The sequence below is a fragment of the Brevibacterium luteolum genome (assembly GCF_013004595.1).
GTDB lineage: Bacteria > Actinomycetota > Actinomycetes > Actinomycetales > Brevibacteriaceae > Brevibacterium > Brevibacterium luteolum.
On the sequence record NZ_JABEMC010000001.1, the window covers coordinates 22,203 to 40,848 of the forward strand.

The 18,646-nt window shown below is 66.8% G+C and carries 12 protein-coding genes and 1 tRNA gene; 9 read left to right on the plus strand and 4 right to left on the minus strand.

The window, feature by feature from the left end; translation table 11 throughout:
* Positions 1–296 precede the first annotated feature (296 nt).
* The 3 genes from HLA91_RS14135 (at position 297) to HLA91_RS00135 (ending at position 4,546) form a co-directional block, all read left to right on the plus strand.
* Complete coding sequence (locus HLA91_RS14135; protein WP_170273039.1) at positions 297–1,925, plus strand: HNH endonuclease; 1,629 nt, start codon at positions 297–299, stop codon at positions 1,923–1,925.
* A 271-nt stretch (positions 1,926–2,196) separates the two neighbouring features.
* Positions 2,197–3,069: an HTD2 family dehydratase gene (locus HLA91_RS00130; RefSeq protein WP_170273040.1), complete on the plus strand. Its 873-nt coding sequence runs from the start codon at positions 2,197–2,199 to the stop codon at positions 3,067–3,069.
* Positions 3,070–3,112: 43 nt separating this feature from the next.
* Positions 3,113–4,546, plus strand: coding sequence for an amidase (locus tag HLA91_RS00135; RefSeq protein WP_170273041.1), 1,434 nt, complete (start codon positions 3,113–3,115; stop codon positions 4,544–4,546).
* Between the two features lie 5 nt (positions 4,547–4,551).
* Here the strand turns inward: HLA91_RS00135 and HLA91_RS00140 are convergent, their stop codons facing one another.
* A complete protein-coding gene (locus HLA91_RS00140) occupies positions 4,552–5,226 on the minus strand; it encodes a TetR family transcriptional regulator (RefSeq protein ID WP_170273042.1) in 675 nt (224 codons plus the stop codon).
* Between the two features lie 193 nt (positions 5,227–5,419).
* Between HLA91_RS00140 and HLA91_RS00145 the strand changes: the two genes are divergently transcribed.
* Both HLA91_RS00145 and HLA91_RS00150 read left to right on the plus strand, forming a co-directional pair.
* Positions 5,420–8,206 (plus strand): MMPL family transporter, encoded by a 2,787-nt coding sequence (locus HLA91_RS00145; RefSeq protein ID WP_170273043.1) that lies wholly within the window; start codon positions 5,420–5,422, stop codon positions 8,204–8,206.
* On the plus strand, positions 8,184–10,634 hold the full coding sequence (locus HLA91_RS00150; RefSeq protein WP_170273044.1) for a YhgE/Pip domain-containing protein: 2,451 nt from the start codon (positions 8,184–8,186) through the stop codon (positions 10,632–10,634). The genes HLA91_RS00145 and HLA91_RS00150 overlap by 23 nt, the downstream gene beginning before the upstream one ends.
* Positions 10,635–10,651: 17 nt before the next feature.
* On the opposite strand, the gene HLA91_RS00155 is transcribed toward HLA91_RS00150, so the two are convergent.
* Together HLA91_RS00155 and HLA91_RS00160 are read right to left on the minus strand one after the other, a co-directional pair.
* Positions 10,652–12,655: an FAD/NAD(P)-binding protein gene (locus HLA91_RS00155; protein ID WP_239557118.1), complete on the minus strand. Its 2,004-nt coding sequence runs from the start codon at positions 12,653–12,655 to the stop codon at positions 10,652–10,654.
* Positions 12,652–14,721, minus strand: a complete 2,070-nt coding sequence (locus tag HLA91_RS00160; protein WP_338076795.1) for an LCP family glycopolymer transferase — start codon at positions 14,719–14,721, stop codon at positions 12,652–12,654. The genes HLA91_RS00155 and HLA91_RS00160 overlap by 4 nt, the downstream gene beginning before the upstream one ends.
* Before the next feature lie 242 nt (positions 14,722–14,963).
* Here HLA91_RS00160 and HLA91_RS00165 point away from each other — a divergent pair.
* Together HLA91_RS00165 and HLA91_RS00170 are read left to right on the plus strand one after the other, a co-directional pair.
* Positions 14,964–15,052 (plus strand) — tRNA-Ser (locus HLA91_RS00165).
* Positions 15,053–15,178: 126 nt separating this feature from the next.
* Positions 15,179–16,651 (plus strand): polysaccharide pyruvyl transferase family protein, encoded by a 1,473-nt coding sequence (locus tag HLA91_RS00170; RefSeq protein WP_170273045.1) that lies wholly within the window; start codon positions 15,179–15,181, stop codon positions 16,649–16,651.
* Here the strand turns inward: HLA91_RS00170 and HLA91_RS00175 are convergent.
* Positions 16,620–17,063: a hypothetical protein gene (locus HLA91_RS00175; protein WP_170273046.1), complete on the minus strand. Its 444-nt coding sequence runs from the start codon at positions 17,061–17,063 to the stop codon at positions 16,620–16,622. The genes HLA91_RS00170 and HLA91_RS00175 overlap by 32 nt on opposite strands.
* A gap of 151 nt (positions 17,064–17,214) precedes the next feature.
* On the opposite strand from HLA91_RS00175, the gene HLA91_RS00180 reads away from it, so the two are divergent.
* The gene (locus HLA91_RS00180; protein ID WP_170273047.1) at positions 17,215–18,411 is read left to right on the plus strand and encodes an inorganic phosphate transporter; all 1,197 of its coding nucleotides are present in this window, start codon (positions 17,215–17,217) and stop codon (positions 18,409–18,411) included.
* Positions 18,411–18,641: a hypothetical protein gene (locus HLA91_RS00185; RefSeq protein ID WP_170273048.1), complete on the plus strand. Its 231-nt coding sequence runs from the start codon at positions 18,411–18,413 to the stop codon at positions 18,639–18,641. Before HLA91_RS00180 ends, HLA91_RS00185 begins: the two co-directional genes overlap by 1 nt.
* Positions 18,642–18,646 lie beyond the last annotated feature (5 nt).

An 18,646-nucleotide genomic window follows, 5' to 3' on the forward strand; every position in this document is an offset into this window, starting at 1 on the left:
AGAGTGTTCTGCGGCGTTGTCGCAGATCAGTGGCGCGAGCGCGGCCCGTGCCTCAGGCCGTGCCCGAGGTGGTGCTTGGGGTGGGGCGCGCACCGTGTGTGTGCTGTGGTTGCCGTTCCCGAGGTGGGGGTGCGTTTGCGGGGGTGGGTTGTCCGTGGCTGCTGGCAGACTGAAACCAGAACCACGGCAGGCACATGTTTATGTGAGTTACATGTGAACACAGTCGAAACTGTTGTGACGGCATATCGAACACACATAGACTTGAAACCAGAACGATCGCGGTAGATCACAAGGAGGTGACCGCGGTGCTCGTCGAAGACCAGGTCATCACACCCCGCCGCAACGACACGGTGGCCGATACGTCGGATTTCGCTGACTGTCTCTACCGGCTGGAATCTGCCAACCGGGACATCGATGAGCGCCGTATGACTGGGCTGGGGTTCCTCTTCGATGCCTTCCTTGCCCGTACGAGCGCTGATTCGCCTGAGGATGTCTGCCTGCAGGTGGAAGCGGTGCGTGAACTGGCAGCCGATCCCCGTGCGCTGGGCCACCCGGACCGTGACGGCACGGATTACCGGAACGAAGCCCAGCAGCGCCGGGATGCGTATGCCTGGCTGATCGAACGGACAGCATCGACGTCACTGATGCACATGGCAGACGCCCTCGACACCACCGTCAAACAGGTCCGGTCACGTGTACAGGCTGCTGCGGCAGGGCTTGTCGGGTTGCCGGCCTTCACGTCACAAGCCCGGGCCGGGGTGGTCGGCTATGACAGGTATCTTCACGGCGCGACACGTGCCACGACCCTGGAGCCTGAGCATTTGGCGGACTTCGATGCCGGGCTGGCACGGATCCGGGTATCGGATATGACCGCGTTCAAGCGCGCTGTCAGCCAACTGATTTCCACTCTTGTCACGCGTGAACAACGAACCAGGCAGGTCCGGGATCGTCGCACCGTGGAGACCTACTACGAACCCCACGGACTCGGGATCCTCATCGCTCGCGGACCATCTCATCAGATCGCTCTCTTAGAAGCCCGCCTGACCGGCATGGCACGGTCGGTGATCAAAGGACTCGGGCAGCCGCTCGGAGTACCTGAGAATCATGAGATCGTCGACCAGCGTGGGATGGGTGAGCTGATGTTCGACTTCCTCACCGGCAGCCAACCCGCAGGCACACTGACCACCAAGCCTGTCGACGGTGACTCCACCCCAGGCCGGGTCGGTGACTCCACCCCAGGCTGGCTCGATGGATGCATTGTAGAAGCGGCGAACCCCGCAGGCATCGATATCGATGCCACCGCTGAGAAGATCGCCGATACGCTTGCCGAAACAGGTGTGCAGTGCCCCGTCGATGGCCAGTGGCTCAAACGCCAAGCCCGCATCACCATCACCGTCCCAGCACTCACCCTCCTCGATGAGAACACCGGCGAAGACGATGACGCTCGTGTGCCGGGGATGGTCAACGGCCACCCCATCGCACCTGAGACCGCCCGGCAGCTCACCGGCACGGGCCATTCGACGCTCTACCGGATCCTGACCGACCCGACCGACGGCACCGTCCTCGATCACGCAGCTGAGACGTACACGATCCCGGAGAAGATGCGGATCGCACTCGTGGAGAAATGGCAGTACTGCACACTGCCTGGCTGTGACCGGTCAGCTGTCAAAGCAGAACTGGACCATATTGAGCCGTTCAACCACGAAAACCCCGGACGAGGCGGACCCACCAGCATGGGGAATCTTCACCCGCTGTGCCGGGAACACCACCAGATGAAAACCGACAACAGACTCAGAGTCACCCGCCACCCAGAGACCGGGATGCTGACCTGGATGCTGCCCGGCGGCCACCAACTGACAGCCAGACCACCTTCGAATCCCATCGGGCAGGCGCACGCCGAACAGCTGCTCAACCTCACGACCTAGACCGCACCGCCACCGACGACCTAACCGAAACAGACGACCTGCCCGAAGCGACTTCTCGTCGTTTCTCTACCAGCGCTGCCTGCAGCACCACCGCAGTGACAGAACGATGTTTGATAACCACATAGTGCCCGGGCCCTGCTTGCCAGAACCTCGGCTGCAGAAAGGTCGTTCAGAACAGTCATTCTGCGGACGCACCTGCATCGGCATCACTGTGCCCGATAGGCTTCGAGAAGGAGATACACTCCGGACAGGCGAAGGAGGCTGAGGGCGCATGGATGGACCGATCGACGTCTCGCGCCTGCGCGAGTGGGTCGGCCGCAGCCAGACCCTCGACGACATCGCCACTGAAGCGAAGTCGCGCACCCTGGCCGCTGCACTCGACTACGACGCAGACCCCTGGGGTGGCCAGCTCTTCCCGCTTGCGCACTGGGCCCACTTCAACCCAACCGAACCGCAGCACGCCCTCGACATCGGCGGGCACCCGCACCTCGGCGGCTTCCTGCCACCGGTGCCCCTGCCGCGACGCATGTGGGCCGGATCAGAACTGACCTTCCACCGGCCGATCGCCGTCGGCCAGGAGCTGCAGGACGTCCAGACCGTCACCGACGTCAGCGTCCGCACCGGCCGAACAGGTCAGCTCGTCTTCGTCACGGTCACCCATGAGATCTCGGCAGACGGCAGCCACGCCATCACCGACCGGCACACCATCGTCTACCGCGAAGCCGCCGCACCGCAGCAGTCCACAGCACAAACGCCAGCCGAACGCGCGGCACGAAAGCCAGCCGACACCTCGGCGTGGGACTACGGCAGGATCACCCGGCCTGACGAGACGCTGCTCTTCCGGTACTCCGCGCTGACCTTCAACGCCCACCGCATCCACTACGATCGCGACTTCTGCATCAACGAAGAGGGCTACCCCGGCCTTGTCGTCCATGGTCCGCTGCTCGCCACGCTCATGCTCGACGCTTTCCTGCGCCACCGCCCAGGTGAGCAGATCGACTCCTTCTCCTTCACCGCCCGCCGACCTCTCTTCGACGCGACCCCCGTCGCTGCCGTGGGCCGCCAGATCACCGCCTCGGCCACGGAAGTCGCCATCCTCGACCCCGCAGGACACGCCTGTCTGACCGGAACCATCGACCACTGAATCACCGGCGGGCACCGTCGCCCGCTGCCGAAAGGAGCCCCACATGTCTGAGCTGACCTGGCTGTCCACCCGCGAACTCGCCGCCGAGATCGCCGCCGGACGGATCTCCGCCCGCGAGGCCCTTGCCGACCACCTCGCCCGGATCGACGAAGTCAACCCCGCCATCAACGCCATCGTCACCCTCGACACCGAGGCCGCCGAAGCCTCCGCAGCAGCAGCCGACGACGCACACGCCCGCGGGGAGAGCCTCGGCCTGCTCCACGGGGTGCCGATGACGCACAAGGACACCCACGACACCGCCGGCATGCGCTCGACGCACGGCAGCCCGCTGTGGGCCGACCGCGTGCCGGCAGCCGACTCCGTCATCATCGCCCGGCTCAAAGCCGCCGGCGTTATCACCACCGGCAAGTCCAACGTCCCGGAGTTCGCTGCCGGCTCTCACACCTTCAACCCGGTATTCGGCACCACCGTCAATCCCTACGACACGACGAAATCCGCTTCCGGCTCCTCCGGTGGCGTCGGTGCGGCACTGGCCGCCGGCATACAGGCCTCCGGCGACGGCTCCGACATGGGCGGATCCCTGCGCACGCCGGGATCCTTCAACAACGTCGTCGGCTTCCGACCCTCCCACGGCCGGATTCCCAAGCTCGCCCCGGACAACCCACACGCCTGGCTCAGCCAGTCCGGTTTCATGGCCCGCACCGTCAGCGACATCGCCCTGCTTATGCAGGCCGGCTGCGGGCCGGCCACCGGAGCCCCCTGGGAGATCGGCGAACCCGGCTCGGTCTTCGACCTGCCCGAATTCCGCCTCGGTACCGTCTACCAGCCGGAGCTCTCCGGCATCCGCGTGGGCTTCAGCCCCGACTTCGGCGGCCAGATCCCAGTCGAAGCAGAGGTGGCAGAGATCGTCGCAGCCGCCGCCGACGTGTTCGCCGGCCTGGGTGCCGAGGTCACCGAGGACGTGCCGAACCTCGAGGACGCCGACGAGGTGTTCCGCACCCAGCGGGCCTACGACTTCGCGATGGTGTTCGAGGAGATGGTCGAAGCCGGCGGCCGGGCGCAGATGAAGAAGTCCCTGGTCGACAACATCGACGCCGGGCTCGCGCTCACCGCCGCTGATGTGCGCTCCAAGGATGCCGCCCGCGTGCGGCTCGGCGCCGAGCTGTGGAAGTACTTCGAGACCTGCGACGTGTTCGTCACCACGACCTCACAGGTCCTGCCCTTCGACGCGGAACTCGAGTATCCGACGGAGATCAACGGCGAGCCGATGGCCGACTACCTGTCATGGATGCGTGCGGCCACGCTCATCTCGGCCACCGGGTGCCCGGCAGTCTCCGTGCCAGCCGGGTTCTCGGAGTCAGGCCTGCCGGTGGGCATCCAGATCGTGGCGGCCCCTGGCCGTGACGTCGAGCTCATGCGCATCGCCCACGCTTTCGAAGCCGTCACTGAACACCATCTGCGCCACCCGCAGCTCTGAACCGCTCAGCTGAAGTCGATGAGCCCGAGAATCACCTGAACAATCGGCTCGGGATCGACCGCCAGCGGTTCGTCATCAGGTACGACCTCATCGCCGGTGCATCCGCGGAAGCGCTCGGCGACGGCCTTGTTGCCGGCCGCCAGCGAGACCGCTGCGAGGATGTCGACGAATTGCGTCAGCGGCAGCGTCAGTCGACCGCCGGCGCGCTCGATCGCCACACCGATGACCGTGCTCATGTTCTCGAAGTGAGCGGCGATGAGTTCGTCATAGCGGTAGCGCAGCTCCGGGTTGCGCAGGGTGTAGAGCTCGATCTCGCGCCCAGCGAGGATCCATGCCGAAGTATTGTCGTGAAGCGCATGGAACTGCGTGACGATCGCGCGGATGAGGTCTTCCTGCTCGTCAAGTGACTTCGCCGCCGTGTGCTGCAGATCCGCGTCCCGGTTCTCCACCAGCTCGGTGACGCTGCGCTGCGCGGTGTCGATCTCACGCTCCATGATCGCGAGCACGATCTCATCCCGGGAGGCGAAGTTCGAATAGAAGGCGCCGCGGGTGAAACCGCTCGCCTCGCAGATCTCCTCGATTGACGACGCCGCGACCCCGCGTGCGGCGAAGACCCGGCGGGCCCCATCGATGAGTGCCTCCCGGGTCTGTTTCCGGCGCCTGCTGACTGCCTCGCTCACAGGTTGAACTCCTTCTCTCACGCGCCACGGGTCTGCCGACTTGTACGAGCGCAGACTATACCACTACGATACACTTCCGTATCCGATACACTTGTGTATCCTAGACAGGTCGCGGTGCGCACGGCGTAGCATGGGCGCAGGGCCACCGATTGACTCTCTGATCCGCTCATCTTTCATCTGTGAAGGGTTGCCTGTGTCGTCCTTTCTCTACGAGCTCGGCCGCACCGCGTTCCGCCGCCGCAAGACAGTGGTCGCCGTCTGGCTGGCGATCCTTGCCGTCCTCGGTGGTTTCGTCGCCGCATTCGGCGACTCCTTCAATGACGAGTTCCGTCTGCCCGGCAGTGAATCGCAGGACGCTCTCGATGCGCTTGAACTGACCTTCCCCGAGGTGGCTGGCGGCTCGGCGACGATGCTCGTCGTCAGCGCAGACGGCCAGCCGGTGGATGCCGATCCGTATCGGGCTCAGATCGAGGACGCGGTCGAGAAGATCGACGACCTGCCCCACGTCGACGGCGCGACCTCCCCCTTCGACGAGATGATCGACGGCGTCATCAACGACGATGGCGACGCCGCTATCGTCAACGTCCAGTACGACCAGGCCTCGGACCTGCTGCCGGACTCGGCGAAGGACGATCTGCAGGCGGTCGCAGACGAGCTCCAGGCCGAGCTGCCCGATGGCAGCATCGTCAGCCCCGGTGGTGACCTCTACACGGTCACGAGCGTGCACATCTCGATCATCGAGGCGATCGGCGTCGTCATCGCCTTCATCGTCCTCATCTTCACCCTCGGCACGGCATGGGCGGCCGGTATGCCGCTTGTCACCGCGATCATCGGCGTGGGCATCGGTATGCTGCTCATCCTCGGCAGCACTGCGTTCGCCACCGTCAACTCGACGACCCCGATGCTCGCCCTCATGCTCGGCCTGGCCGTCGGCATCGACTACGCACTGTTCATCGTCTCCCGTGCCCGGCAGACGATGTTCGACGGCTATGACCCGGAGGAATCCGCCGCCCGCGCCGTCGCGACCGCCGGCTCGGCCGTCGTCTTCGCCGGCGTCACCGTCATCATCGCGCTCATCGGCCTGTCGGTGGCCGGCATTCCGTTCCTCACGGTCATGGGCATCGCCGCCGCCGCCACCGTCGCGATCGCCGTGGCAGTCGCGCTCACCATGACGCCGGCACTGCTCGGATTCCTCGGTTACCGGCTCGTGCCCAAGAAGCACCGGCCCGGCGGCAGCCGCCACGCGTCCACCGCCTCGGGCGCGGAAGGCGAGGAGACCGAGAGCCGTCCGCGCAAGCCAGGGTTCGTCACCCGTTTCTACGACGCCTGGGTGGCGGCAGCGACGAAGGTACCGCTGCTGACCGTCATCATCGTCATCGCCGGTCTGGGCGCACTCGCCCTGCCGGCCAAGAACCTGCAGCTCGCCCTGCCCGACAACGGCGGAGCCGAAGAGGGCACCGCCCCGCGCATCTCGTACGACCTCATCTCCGAGCACTTCGGCGAGGGCTTCAACTCCCCGCTGGTCGTCACAGCGAACATCATCAGTTCGACCGACCCGCTCGGCGACGTGGACGACATGAAGGCCGACATCGAGAAGATCGACGGGGTGCACAAGGTCATCATGGCCGTGCCCAACCCCTCCGCCGACACCGGCCTCATTCAGATCATCCCCGAATACGGGCCCAGCGATGAGCGCACGACCGAAGTCGTGAAGAAGCTGCGCGACCTCAAGCCGCACTTCCAGGACGAATACGGTTTCGACACCTCGGTCACCGGCTCGAACGCCGTCGCCATCGACGTCTCCGACCAGCTCGGCGGGGCGCTGCTGCCCTTCGGCATCTTCGTCGTCGGACTCTCCCTCATCCTGCTCATGATGGTGTTCCGATCCATCGCCGTGCCCATCAAAGCGACTCTGGGCTTCCTGCTCTCGGTCGGGGCGGCGTTCGGACTCGTCACCCTCGTGTTCGTACAGGGCCACGGAGCCGACATCTTCGGAGTCGAGAAGGTCGGCCCGGTCATCAGCTTCCTGCCGATCATCCTCATGGGCATCCTCTTCGGCCTGGCCATGGACTACGAGGTGTTCCTCGTCTCCGGCATGCGCGAGGCCTTCGCCCACGGCGCCTCGGCGAAGGACGCGATCCACCGCGGATTCCAGTCCTCAGCCCGCGTCGTCGTCGCAGCAGCGATCATCATGTTCGCCGTCTTCGCAGCCTTCGTCCCTGCCGGTGACGCGATCATCAAATCGATCGCCTTCGGCTTGGCCGTCGGCATCTTCATCGACGCGTTCGTCGTGCGCATGACCTTCGTGCCGGCTGTCATGGCGCTGCTGGGCGACAAGGCCTGGTGGCTGCCGCGCTGGCTGGAGCGGGCGCTGCCGCACTTCGACGTCGAAGGCGAAGGGCTGTACCACCAGGTGCAGTACAAGGACTGGCCCGGCGACGGCAAGGACTACGCCGTCTACGGCGAAGGCCTGGGACTTGACGGATCCGGCCAGCCGGTCTTCGACAAGGTCGACCTGGCCGTGCAGCCCGGCGAGGTTCTCGCCGTGTCCGGACAGGGTGCCACCGCGCTGCTGCTGACGATCGCAGGACGTGCAACCCCCGACCGCGGCGAACTCAAGGTGCTGAACCGGGTGCTGCCCGAAGAAGCGCCGAAGGTGCGCAGCGCTATCCCGTACATGGTGCTCAACTCGGCTGAAGACGCCCTCATCACGAGTCCCGGCTACCTGCGCCGCACACGGAAGCAGATGCCGGACATCGTCCTCATCGACCGGGCCGACCAGGCCCGCGACCGCGACACCGCAGAGGCGGCCCAGGAGCTCATCTCCGCCGCCATCGCCGCCGGGTCGAGCGTGCTGCTCGGTCTCGGCAACCGGGACGCAGACTGGATGCTCCCGCCACAGACCCATTACCGACTGCTAGATCTCGATACCCACAATCGGGGGAAGGACACGGCTCATGACCTGGTTCGAACGAGCTGATACCGGACGTACGGCAAAGTGGTACTCCGTCCTCGGGCTCATCCTCGTGCCGATCGTCATCGCCGCCGGATTCGTCTTTGCGATCTGGAAGGCCACCGACCGGCTCGACAATGTCCAGGCCGCCATCGTCAACCTTGACGAGGGCGCAGAAATCGACGGTCAGACGGTACCGCTGGGCCGCCAGCTGGCGGCCGGGCTCGTCGACAGCGACGACGAGAACTTCGACTGGGTGCTCTCGGACGAAGAGGACTCGGATGACGGCTTGCGCAACGGCACGTACGCCGCTGTCATCACCATCCCCAAGGGCTTCTCCGAAGCGGTCACTTCGTCGAGCGACGATGACCCGATGATGGCCCGGCAGGCCACGATCAGCGTCAAGACCTCCCACGTCACCCCGCTGGCCGACTCCGCGATCGGACAGTCGATCGCCGAGGCCGCCCGGGCGAGCTTCAACTCCGAGTTCGCCAAGAAGTACCTCGACGGCATCTACCTCGGCTTCAACGACATCAGCAAGCAGTTCAAGACGGTGTCCGATGCTGCCAACGAGATCAACGACGGCGCCGGACAGCTCGCCGACGGCACCGGCGACGCAGCCGATGGCGCCGGCAAGCTCTCCGACGGGCTCGGCGAGCTGTCGGCCAACAGCGGCCAGCTGCGCAGCGGTGCCGGCGACCTCGCCAGCGGCGCGCGTGACCTGTCAACAGGCGCCGGCGACCTCTCTGATGGTGCCGGGGAACTGGCCGACGGACTCGGCACGATGCGCGAGCAGACGAAGGACCTGCCCGACCAGACTCGGAAGCTCGCCGACGGTGCCGGCGACCTCTCCGACGGCGTTGACGAGTACACCCGCGGTGTCGACGACATGATCATCGGCCTGAGCGATTTCGCCGACGGGCTCGGTGACGGCAAAGACCTCGACTTCGAGGACAAGCTCGACGGGCTCGGGGAGGGTGCTCAAGACCTCAACGACGGCATCAACCGCATCAACGACGGTGTCGGCGACTATCAGGACAAGCTCAAGCAGCAGTCCGATGACCTGAAGAAGCTGCAGCAGACGAAGTCACTGACGCTGCAGGATCTGGTCAAGGCCGGGCTCATGGACGACGGCGAGGCGGATCAGCTCAAGCAGGTGCTGTGCCCCGACGGTGACGATGACCAGTGCAAACGCACCCAGGACGCCTACGCACGCGGAGTGCTCAAGGCCGCTCAGTCCGCTTTGGACCAGGCTGCCGAGGGACTCGATCAGAAGGACGAGAACGGCCGCTCGATCACCGGTGGGCTCCAGGATCTCACCGACGGGGCCGATGAGCTCAACGACGGCATCCAGGACATGGTGAAGAACCTCGGTGATAAGCTGCCGAAGCTGCTCGACGACCTCAAAGGACTCGGAGGCAAAGCCGACGAGCTGCTCGACGCCTCGAAGGAGCTGCGCAACGGCGCTGGCCAGGTGGCCGACGGCACTGACAAGCTCGCTGACGGCATGGGACCCCTTGCCGACGGCGTCAAGCAGTCCGCCGACGGAGCCAACCAGCTCTCCGACGGAGCCAACCAGCTCTCCGACGGCGCCGGCACCCTGGCCGACGGCGCAGACGAGTACTCAGCCGGTGTGAACAAGTACACCGAGGGCGTCGACCAGTCGGCCACGGGAGCCAGCACGCTCTCCGACGGCCTCACCGACCTCGACGACGGGGCCGAACAGCTCGCCGACGGCACCGGAGAACTCGCCGAAGGCCTCGACGAGGGCAAGGACAAGATCCCGTCCTACACCGCACCCGAACGCGACAAGCTCTCCAACACGGTCGTCGCACCGGTGGCCGAGAGTGGCAGCCTGCTCAACGACATCCCGCAGGCATCATCGATCGCGCTGCTGCTCATGATGGCGCTGTGGGTCGGGGCACTCGTGACCTACACGGTCGTGCGGGCCGTCTCGGCAACCGCCCTGACATCGCGCCGGTCATCCTTCTCAGTCATGCTCAAGGGAATGCTGCCCGGCCTCGTCATCGCCGTGATCCAGGCCGTGGTGCTGGCGATCATCGCGAACATCGTGTTGGAGCTCAACCTGTTCGACTTCGCTTCCGTGCTGCTGCTCGTGCTCTTCGCGGGGCTCGTGTTCATGACGCTGAACTATGCGCTCGTCGCGTGGTTCGGCGGCACCGGCCGGTTCATCTCAGTGGTGCTCATCGTGCTGGCCGTCGCCGGCAGAGCGATCGGGGCGGTGCCGGAGTTCTTCCATACGATCACCCCGTTCCTGCCGATGACCCCGGCGATGGACGGCATCACCGCCGCAGCAACCGGCATGCCCGGACTGGGAGGGGCATGGGCCGCCCTGTTCGGCTGGCTGGTCATCGGGGTGGCCGGCAGCTTCGCCGCGGTCGTGCGCAAGCGCACACTCGGGGCCGGCCAGGTCGCCCGGCTCGCCCACATCTGAGCGGGCGAACCGGCGCCCTAGCCGCCGAGGATCTGCTCGGCGATACGGTGAGCGTCGCGCAGAGTGCGCGCCGACTTGTGCGGATTGGCCGCGATCGCCAGCCCGAACTGCACAGCCGAGAGCTGGATCGACAGGCAGTACCGGTGCGGGTGGTCATAGCCGCGTGCATCGCGGGTGCGCAGCGTGTCCGGATCGACATCGAGACCGGACAGCGGCTGCGCAACACCCTCGCTGAGCGTGAGCTCAGCGACGGCGAGCTGTCCGCGGTCGAGCATCCCGGCCACCATCTCGTCCGCGGCATGCCGCACCTGGTTGGCAGGCGAGGCGGCGTCGACGAGTGCGCCAGCCTCGACAGGGTCGGGCACGGCGGGGGAGGAGGCGCGGAAGCAGGAGCGCTCACCAGCACGCGAGGTGGTGATGCGCACCTCGGGCCCGACGAACTCGACGAGCCCCGCCTCAGCCAGGGCGATGAGTTCGGCGAAGCGCTGCGGCGGCGGGCCGTCGCAGATGCCGGAGACGAAGCCCTCGAACCAGCCGCGCACCTCGGTGTGGAAGCTGATGTCATTGACCCGACCGTCAGCGATGAGCTCCTTGAGAAATGCCCGCGCCGCCCACAGCACCGCAAACAACGCCTTCTCCGGCGCACGCTCAGGCCCGCGATAAGCGGCGTCGAGGTCACGGCGCAGGAAGTCGAGCATCCACGCATTCAGCTCCGCCCGCGAGGCGAAGGTCCGGTCCTCCAGCGGCCGCAGCAGCGTATGGAGGTCGAGGATCCGCTCCGGGTTGCCGATGACACTCGTCTCGACATCGGACCACGCGCTGGACTCCTGCGTCTGGCGGCCCGGGCGGCCAGCGACCTCGCGGGTCTCGGCAGCCGCGCGGCGCGAGACATGCCGGTCCACCGCCTCGGCGAGGGCTTCGGTGAGCGCTGCCGGGTCGCTGACGAACGCCTCGGGTTCGGAAGCGTAGAGCGCCGCATACCAGGCATGGCGCAGGTCGGCGAGGATGAGCGGCCACAGCTGATCGTTGAACCGCAGGTCACCGCCGTCGGCCTCGGTGGCCAGCCGCTCCAGGGTGGCGGGGGTGAAGTAGCGCAGCGGGTAGTCCGACAGCGGATGGGAGGCAGTGATCGGCTTGCACCGATACGGCACGCCGCGCCGTGACGACGGAGCGAGCACCGGCTCCTGCCCGCTGGGCCGGTAGGCGAGCACCGGCGCCCCGGCATCCGTCGTGCCGGTCTGCGTGAACGCGCCCCCGCGGCCAGTGCTCAGCAGCGCCTGATGGTCGAAGTAGTTGAGGCCGAAACCGCGGAACACCACCGTCTCACCGGCTTGCAGCACATCGACATCGGCCTCAGCGGGCAGTCCCGGAGGCAGGTAGGTCAGGTGCGCCCCGGCGGCGAAGCGCTGCCAGGCCACCCGCTCCTCATTCAGCCGCGCGGGGATGTGCCCGACGCACAGCACGACGTCGTCGACCTCCAGGGTCGGGCCATCAGCTAAGCGGATGAGCTGGGCGACCCGCTGCCCGGCCGGGCTGTCGGCGGCACCGCGCGGCTCGATGACGGCCGTGGCGACCGTCGGGTGGTGGCGGATCGACACGCCTGCCGGGGCCGTAGCGCAGATGTGGTCATAGGCATCCCGCAGATACTGGCCGTAGAGCGCACGGGGGGCGAAGGTCGAGAGCACCTCGGCATCACTTGCCGCGTGCTCACGCCGGTACCAGGTCGCCATGTCCGGGCCGGTGGAGTGCGGCCTGATGCCGCAGCTGAGATCGGGGAAGATCGTCTGCTCGCCGATCGTCGTGTTCATGAGCAGATCCGGGTGCTGGTCCGTACGCCACACGATCCCGGCCCCGGGTGGGAACGGATCGATGAGATGGGCCTCGATCGACGCGTCACCGGCGAGGGCGCACAGCCGCTCGAGAACACTGAGACCACGCGGGCCAGCCCCGATGATCCCCACCCGGCGCGGCACTGCGGTGCCCAGCGCACCACTGTCCGATCCGTCTCGGCGGCGGCTCAATTCTGCTCTCCGTCGCCCTCAGGTCCGGGGTAGCCGGGCCAGCCGGAGCCCGGCTCGTAGTCTTTCGGGTAGCACTTGCCCTCGGTGTCCTCGATCCCCTCGGCGGGGGCACCCGTCTCCTCCGGCGGCGGTTCCTCGGTCTCGGCCGTGTCGGTGCCGGTCGCCTCTTCCTGCTGGCTCTTGGCCTTCGGGTTGATCTGTTCGTCGACCCAGGTGCGCAGCGCCTCATAGTCGGGGTTGAATGTGCTGGTGACATCGTTGTTGATCTGCGCGGACTTCACCTCGGTTCCCTGCATGAGCGCGGCGAGCTCGACGAAGGCGTTGAGCTCGCGCTGCGGGATGTCAGTGGCGACGTTGCGCTCAGCCGAGCCGGCGAGCTTCGGGTAGGCCAGCGCGATCTCGCGCGGATTCACCTGGTCGAGGGTGGTCTTGAGCATCCGCTGCTGGCGGCACATGCGATCGTAGTTGTCGGCACCCTCACGGGAGCGGACATACCACAGCGCTTTCTTGCCCGTCAGCACCTGCTCACCAGGGTCGATCCAGCCGAACACCCGGTTCTTCACACCGGTGTTCATGTTCGTGCCCCCGCCCATCGGGATCGGCCGCTCGACGTCGATCTTCACGCCGCCGATCGCGTCGACGACATCTTCGAAGCCCTGCATGTCGACCGAGGCCCAGTTGTCCATCTTGAGCCCGAGTGATCCCTCGACCGCCTGCATGGTGGCGTACATGCCGAGCTCCATGTCGCCGGGATCGCCGACCGCCTCGGGCTCGGATTCGGCCCACGTCCACACGGCGTTGATGAGGCTCTCCTCGGAGCCGAAGGCGTTGAAGCCCTGCGGGAACCGCTCGGCGAGCTTCGAGCCTTCCGGGAACTGCGGGAACGCGAGGTTGCGGGGCACCGAGATGAGTGTCGTCTTGCCCGACCTCGTGTCGATTGAGGCGACGAGCATGGTGTCCGGGCGGGTGCCCTCGCGGCCGTCGCCGTTGTCGCGGCCGATGAGGAAGACGTTGATGCGCGGCTTGTCCTTCCACAGCTCAGCGGAGTCGAGGACGGGCCCGCCGCCCTCGCCGAAGACCTTGCGCACCGTCTCGCCCTGCACGCGGGAGTAGGCCGCGCCGACGCCCAGCGGCACACCGGTGAGCACGATGAGGCTCATGACGAGCACCGAGCCGAGCGCGCGCTGCGAGCGTCGCAGACGGGTGCCGCTGCGCAGCATGACATAGGAGCGGATGATGACGAACGCCCAGATGAGCGCGCCGATGATAAGGAGGATCGCGATGACGTTGAGGATCGTCGGGCTGGAGACGACGCGCGCGCCGGCCTTGACCGGGCCGCGGTAGAGGACCCAGATGCCGATCGCGGCCAGGCCTGCCAGGAAGCCGAGCGTGAGGAACCAGCCGAGCCGCGAATTGCGACTCTTGATCATGCCGAGACCGGGGATGAGCGTGCCGAGACTCGTCCAGCCGACGATGCGGGGAAAGACGTCGTTGCGGCGCGAGTGCCGGGTCGCCTCCGGGATATCGTCGGTCTCAGCGGTGGCTGTATTCGTGCCCGAGGTGGTGGCCACGGGCTGGCGGCGGAGCCGGCGTCGGCGGGAGCGCTCTTCGGCTGCGCGGGCTTCCTGACGGGTGAGTGGCGCGTCTTCCGGAGTCGGGTCCGGGGCGGGCTCAGTGGCGGGTGTGAAGGTGCGGGGCTGTTCGCGCCGCGGTTGCTCGCGGCGCCTGGCGGCTGCGGCACCGGCGACAGCGCCGGCCCCGGCGGCTACTGCACCGGAGGCGGCACGCAGCCCGGTGAACCGGGGGCCGGTGGAAGCCCGGGCCTGCCGGCTGGCATGACGCGGGGTCGAGTTCTCGAATCCCTCGGGGGCCGGGGCAAGTGTGCCTGGGCGGGACGATGCGGTCGAACCGGAGCGCGGTGCCTGAGCCTGGCTGCTGTCGCCGGGGGCTGCCGGGCGGGAGCTGCGCAGGCGGGGGCGGCTGGAGGCCTTGAACGAGGAGTCGTGCGGGGATGAGCCGTTCGGTCCACGGCGTGGTGTGGGGGCACCATTGTCATCGTGGGACACTGCTCACTCCTTGGAAAACGGCACGATCGAGGGACAGGTGATAATCACAAGCTCTTAGTGTACGAGTTCAACCTCCGAGATTCGTGAGCTACGCGTTGGTGCCAGCTTCGCAACGCGCATCTGCGCGCCGGATTCCGGCTCGCGGCTCGGCTTTGCTCGGGTGCTGGCAGTTCGTTATCATTGGTGAGGTTACGCGCGCCTGCACACCGGGAGACCAGCCCGCTGCGGCGCGCATCGCACCAGGAGTCGTGGCTGAGCGGCCGAAAGCACCACCCTGCTAAGGTGGAGTCCCTTGAATTGGGGACCGTGGGTTCAAATCCCACCGGCTCCGCGTTTTTCCTCGCAGCCCCGTCTGCCCGTCATCACCGGGCAGGCGGGGCTTCGGCATTGCCGGATTCACCAGCTGTTCACCTCGCCGTCTCCCGCCACGGCCCGGCATTCCGTACAGTCGCAGGCCATGACTCGCATACGGCTCTTCCACTTCGATATTCCCACCTGGGGCAACTACGGCGACAAGGCCCTGTTCCCGGTGGTACGCGATCTCTTCACCGGTTTCGCCGGCGGACAGGCATTCGAGTTCATCGGTGCCGCGCCGCTGCGCCGCGAAGTCAGCGTCGAGCTCATCGAGCGGATCAACGTCAGTGCCGATGCCGTCGTCGTCGGCGGTGGGGGACTGTTCCTGCAGGACACGAACCCGAACGCGAACTCCGGCTGGCAGTGGAACATCTCCCGCGCCGCACTCGACCGGCTGGAGGTGCCGATCATCGTCTTCGCCGTGGGTGACAACCGGTTCCCCGGACAGCCGGCCTTCTCCGACCTCTTCGTCGACCACGTCAGCGCGGTGGCGGACAAAAGCGTGTTCTTCGGACTGCGCAACCACGGATCGATGGAGTCGATGGCCGACACTCTGCCAGACTCTGCGGCAGCGAAGATCGAATTCCAGCCCTGCCCGACCGCCCTCGGCAGGCTCATCTATTCCGGCAGTGCGACGCCTTCTAACGAGCGGCGGCTGGCGGTGCAGATGCTCGTCCAGCACCGGCAGCGGGCGGCCGGTTATGACGCCGAGGCGATCCACCGGGAGGTCATCACCGCTGTCAGGCAGCTCGCGGCTGACGGCTGGCAGATCGTCAGCACTCCCTTCCATCCCGACGACCGGGTGTTCGCGCAGGCGCTGGCAGAAGCCGTTCCCGAGGTGGCCGAGCACCGCCTGCACGGACCCGACGTCGACTACCGCGCGGGCTACGAGCTCTTCGCCGGCACTCCGGTCGTCCTCGGCGGGCGCGGTCACGCCCAGCTCATTCCCTTCGGCGCCGGATCGATCCCGATCTCCCTCGACCTGCACAACAAGCTGCGCTACTTCGCCGCAGATGTCGGCCACCCTGAGTTCACGCTTGCAGCTGAGCCGGAGCGTCTGGGGGAGCGGATCGTCGAATCGGTCGCGGCGGCGTGGGAGCAGCGAGATCAGCTGCAGGGGGACCTGGCGGCCGTGCAGCAGGAGTGGATGGAGATCTCGCAGCAGAACTTGGCGGGGATCTACGAAGCGGTGGCGGGCCGGTCGGTGCCGCAGGAGCCCTTCGCGCCCATCAGTGAGCAGGCCGCGCAGCGGGAGAGCTTTCATATCGCAGCGGCAGCCGAACTGGAGGAGCCGCGAATTCTCAGCGACCGTGCGCACAAGCGAACCCGGGAGGAGCTGCAGGAGACGGCCGCGGAGCTCCAGGAGACGCGGGAGCGGCTGGAGGAAGCAGAGAAGAAGTTGAGTGAGAGGGAGGCGGAGGCGCAGCGGCTGGGCGGTGAGCTGACGGACCTCCGCGCGGAGCTGGAGGCGCTGCGCTCGAGGTCATTTGCCGACGAGGCCGGGGCAGTCGCGCGGCGCGGGATCCACGGTGTGAGGTGGCGGGTCAGGCGGCTGGTGCGCCGGGTCCGGCGCTGAGCGCCGCCTCAAGGTCGGCGGCGAAGTCCTCGCGCACGGAGAAGACAAGGTCCGTGCCCGAGGAAGTCGTCGCCTGCAGGTACGGCCCGCCGACGAGGAACGAGGTCGTCGAGCCAGCCCGCTTGTAGCCGAGACCCACGAGCGCTCTCTCGACGCGGGCGACCTCGGTGATATTGGCGATGTCGACCTCGACGAGGTAGAACCAGTAGCGCAGTGCCAGCACCCCGTCGCTGACGGTGATGCGCAGGGCAGACGCTGAGAGCACGTAGCTGAGAATCGCCAGCACAACGGCGCAGGTGAGGATGATCCAGCTGAACCCGGTGAGCATGAGCAGCACGAGGAAGATCGGCAGCGCCCACAGCAGCGCCACGACGTAGAGGCGCGGGTAGACCCGCCAGCTCAGCTCAGACATCGTTCCATCCTACGGTCGGGCGACCACCGCCTCGGGTCCGGTGTGCGGGCGTGAAGATGACGGGCGGATGAACGCAGGGCGACTTTGCGGTTACACTCAGCATGGGTCGCGAAGACCGCTCCTCAGATCTCCTCACCCTGTTAGGTAGCGCGTGGAACTCCTCATTCTCGTCGTGCTCGTCATCGCACTGGCACTGTTCTTCGACTTCACCAACGGGTTCCACGACACCGCGAACGCGATGGCCACCCCGATCGCCACCGGTGCGATCAAGCCGAAGACCGCCGTCGCACTGGCTGCCGTGCTCAACCTCATCGGTGCGTTCCTCTCCACGGAGGTCGCCAAGACGATCTCCGGCGGTCTCATCAACGAAGGCGACGGCGGCGTCCACATCACGCCCCAGCTGATCCTGGCGGGACTCATCGGCGCGATCGTGTGGAATATGATCACCTGGATCTACGGGTTGCCGTCCTCATCATCACATGCGCTGTTCGGCGGACTCATCGGCGCGGCCGTCGTCGGTGCGGGACTGCACGCGGTGAACTTCTCCGTCGTGCTCTCCAAAGTCATCATCCCCGCCATCGCCGCCCCGCTCATCGCCGGGACTAGCGCCTACGTGTGCACCCGGCTGGCCTATTCGATCACCCGCCGGTACGCGAATGCCAACCGGCGCGGGGCCTTCAAATACGGGCAGATCTTCTCCTCCTCGCTCGTCGCACTCGCCCATGGCACCAACGACGCGCAGAAGACGATGGGCGTCATCACTCTGCTGCTCATCTCCGCGCAGATGCAGGAGCCCGGCACCGGCCCGCACTTCTGGGTCATCGCCACCTGCGCCTTCGCCATCGCCTTCGGCACCTACCTCGGCGGCTGGCGGATCATCGACACGCTCGGCACGAAGCTCACCGAGGTCCGGCCCGCCCAGGGGCTGTCGGCCGAGACCTCGACGGCTGCGGCGATCCTGGCCTCCTCGCACCTGGGCTTCGCGCTGTCGACAACGCAGGTGGCCTCCGGGTCCGTGCTCGGCTCCGGACTCGGCCGCAAGGGTGCTGACGTCAAGTGGTCGACTGCCGGCAAGATTGCCTCCGGCTGGCTGTTAACGCTGCCGGCCGCCGGTGCCGTCGGGGCGCTGGCGGCGATCGTGGCCAACCTCGGATTCTGGGGTGCGATGGCTGACGTCATTGTGGCGACGATCGTCGTGCTGTGGATCTACCTGCACTCACGCAAGACCGCCCACCTGGTCCAGCTCTCGAAGCTCGACACCGTCGGTGACGCCGTGGGCATCCGCGGCCGGCGCGCCAAGCGCAAGGCGAAGAAGCAGGCCAAGCAGATGAAAGGCGGGAACCGCTGATGATCGACTGGATGTCCCTTGTCATCGTCGCCGTCGCGACCCTGACGGCAGCGACCGTGACGATCACGCTGTTCTCGGTGGCTGTGCGACTGCGCGCCTACGCCATCGACCTGCGCTCAGCGGGGCGCAGCAATGCGCTCGTCTCGCTGGCCAGCCATGCGGTGTTCGGCGTCTGCGGAATTGTCGTGCTCATCGGCGTCTATCTCATCGTCCCCGCCCTGCACGGCTAGACCGG

Bases quoted from the DNA above. Each gene is read 5' to 3' on its own strand.
- HLA91_RS00130 (WP_170273040.1), top strand. From the start codon at position 2,197: ATGGATGGACCGATCGACGTCTCGCGCCTGCGCGAGTGGGTCGGCCGC.
- HLA91_RS00170 (WP_170273045.1), top strand. From the start codon at position 15,179: ATGACTCGCATACGGCTCTTCCACTTCGATATTCCCACCTGGGGCAAC.
- HLA91_RS00175 (WP_170273046.1), bottom strand. From the start codon at position 17,063: ATGTCTGAGCTGAGCTGGCGGGTCTACCCGCGCCTCTACGTCGTGGCG.
- HLA91_RS00135 (WP_170273041.1), top strand. From the start codon at position 3,113: ATGTCTGAGCTGACCTGGCTGTCCACCCGCGAACTCGCCGCCGAGATC.
- HLA91_RS00150 (WP_170273044.1), top strand. From the start codon at position 8,184: ATGACCTGGTTCGAACGAGCTGATACCGGACGTACGGCAAAGTGGTAC.
- HLA91_RS00185 (WP_170273048.1), top strand. From the start codon at position 18,411: ATGATCGACTGGATGTCCCTTGTCATCGTCGCCGTCGCGACCCTGACG.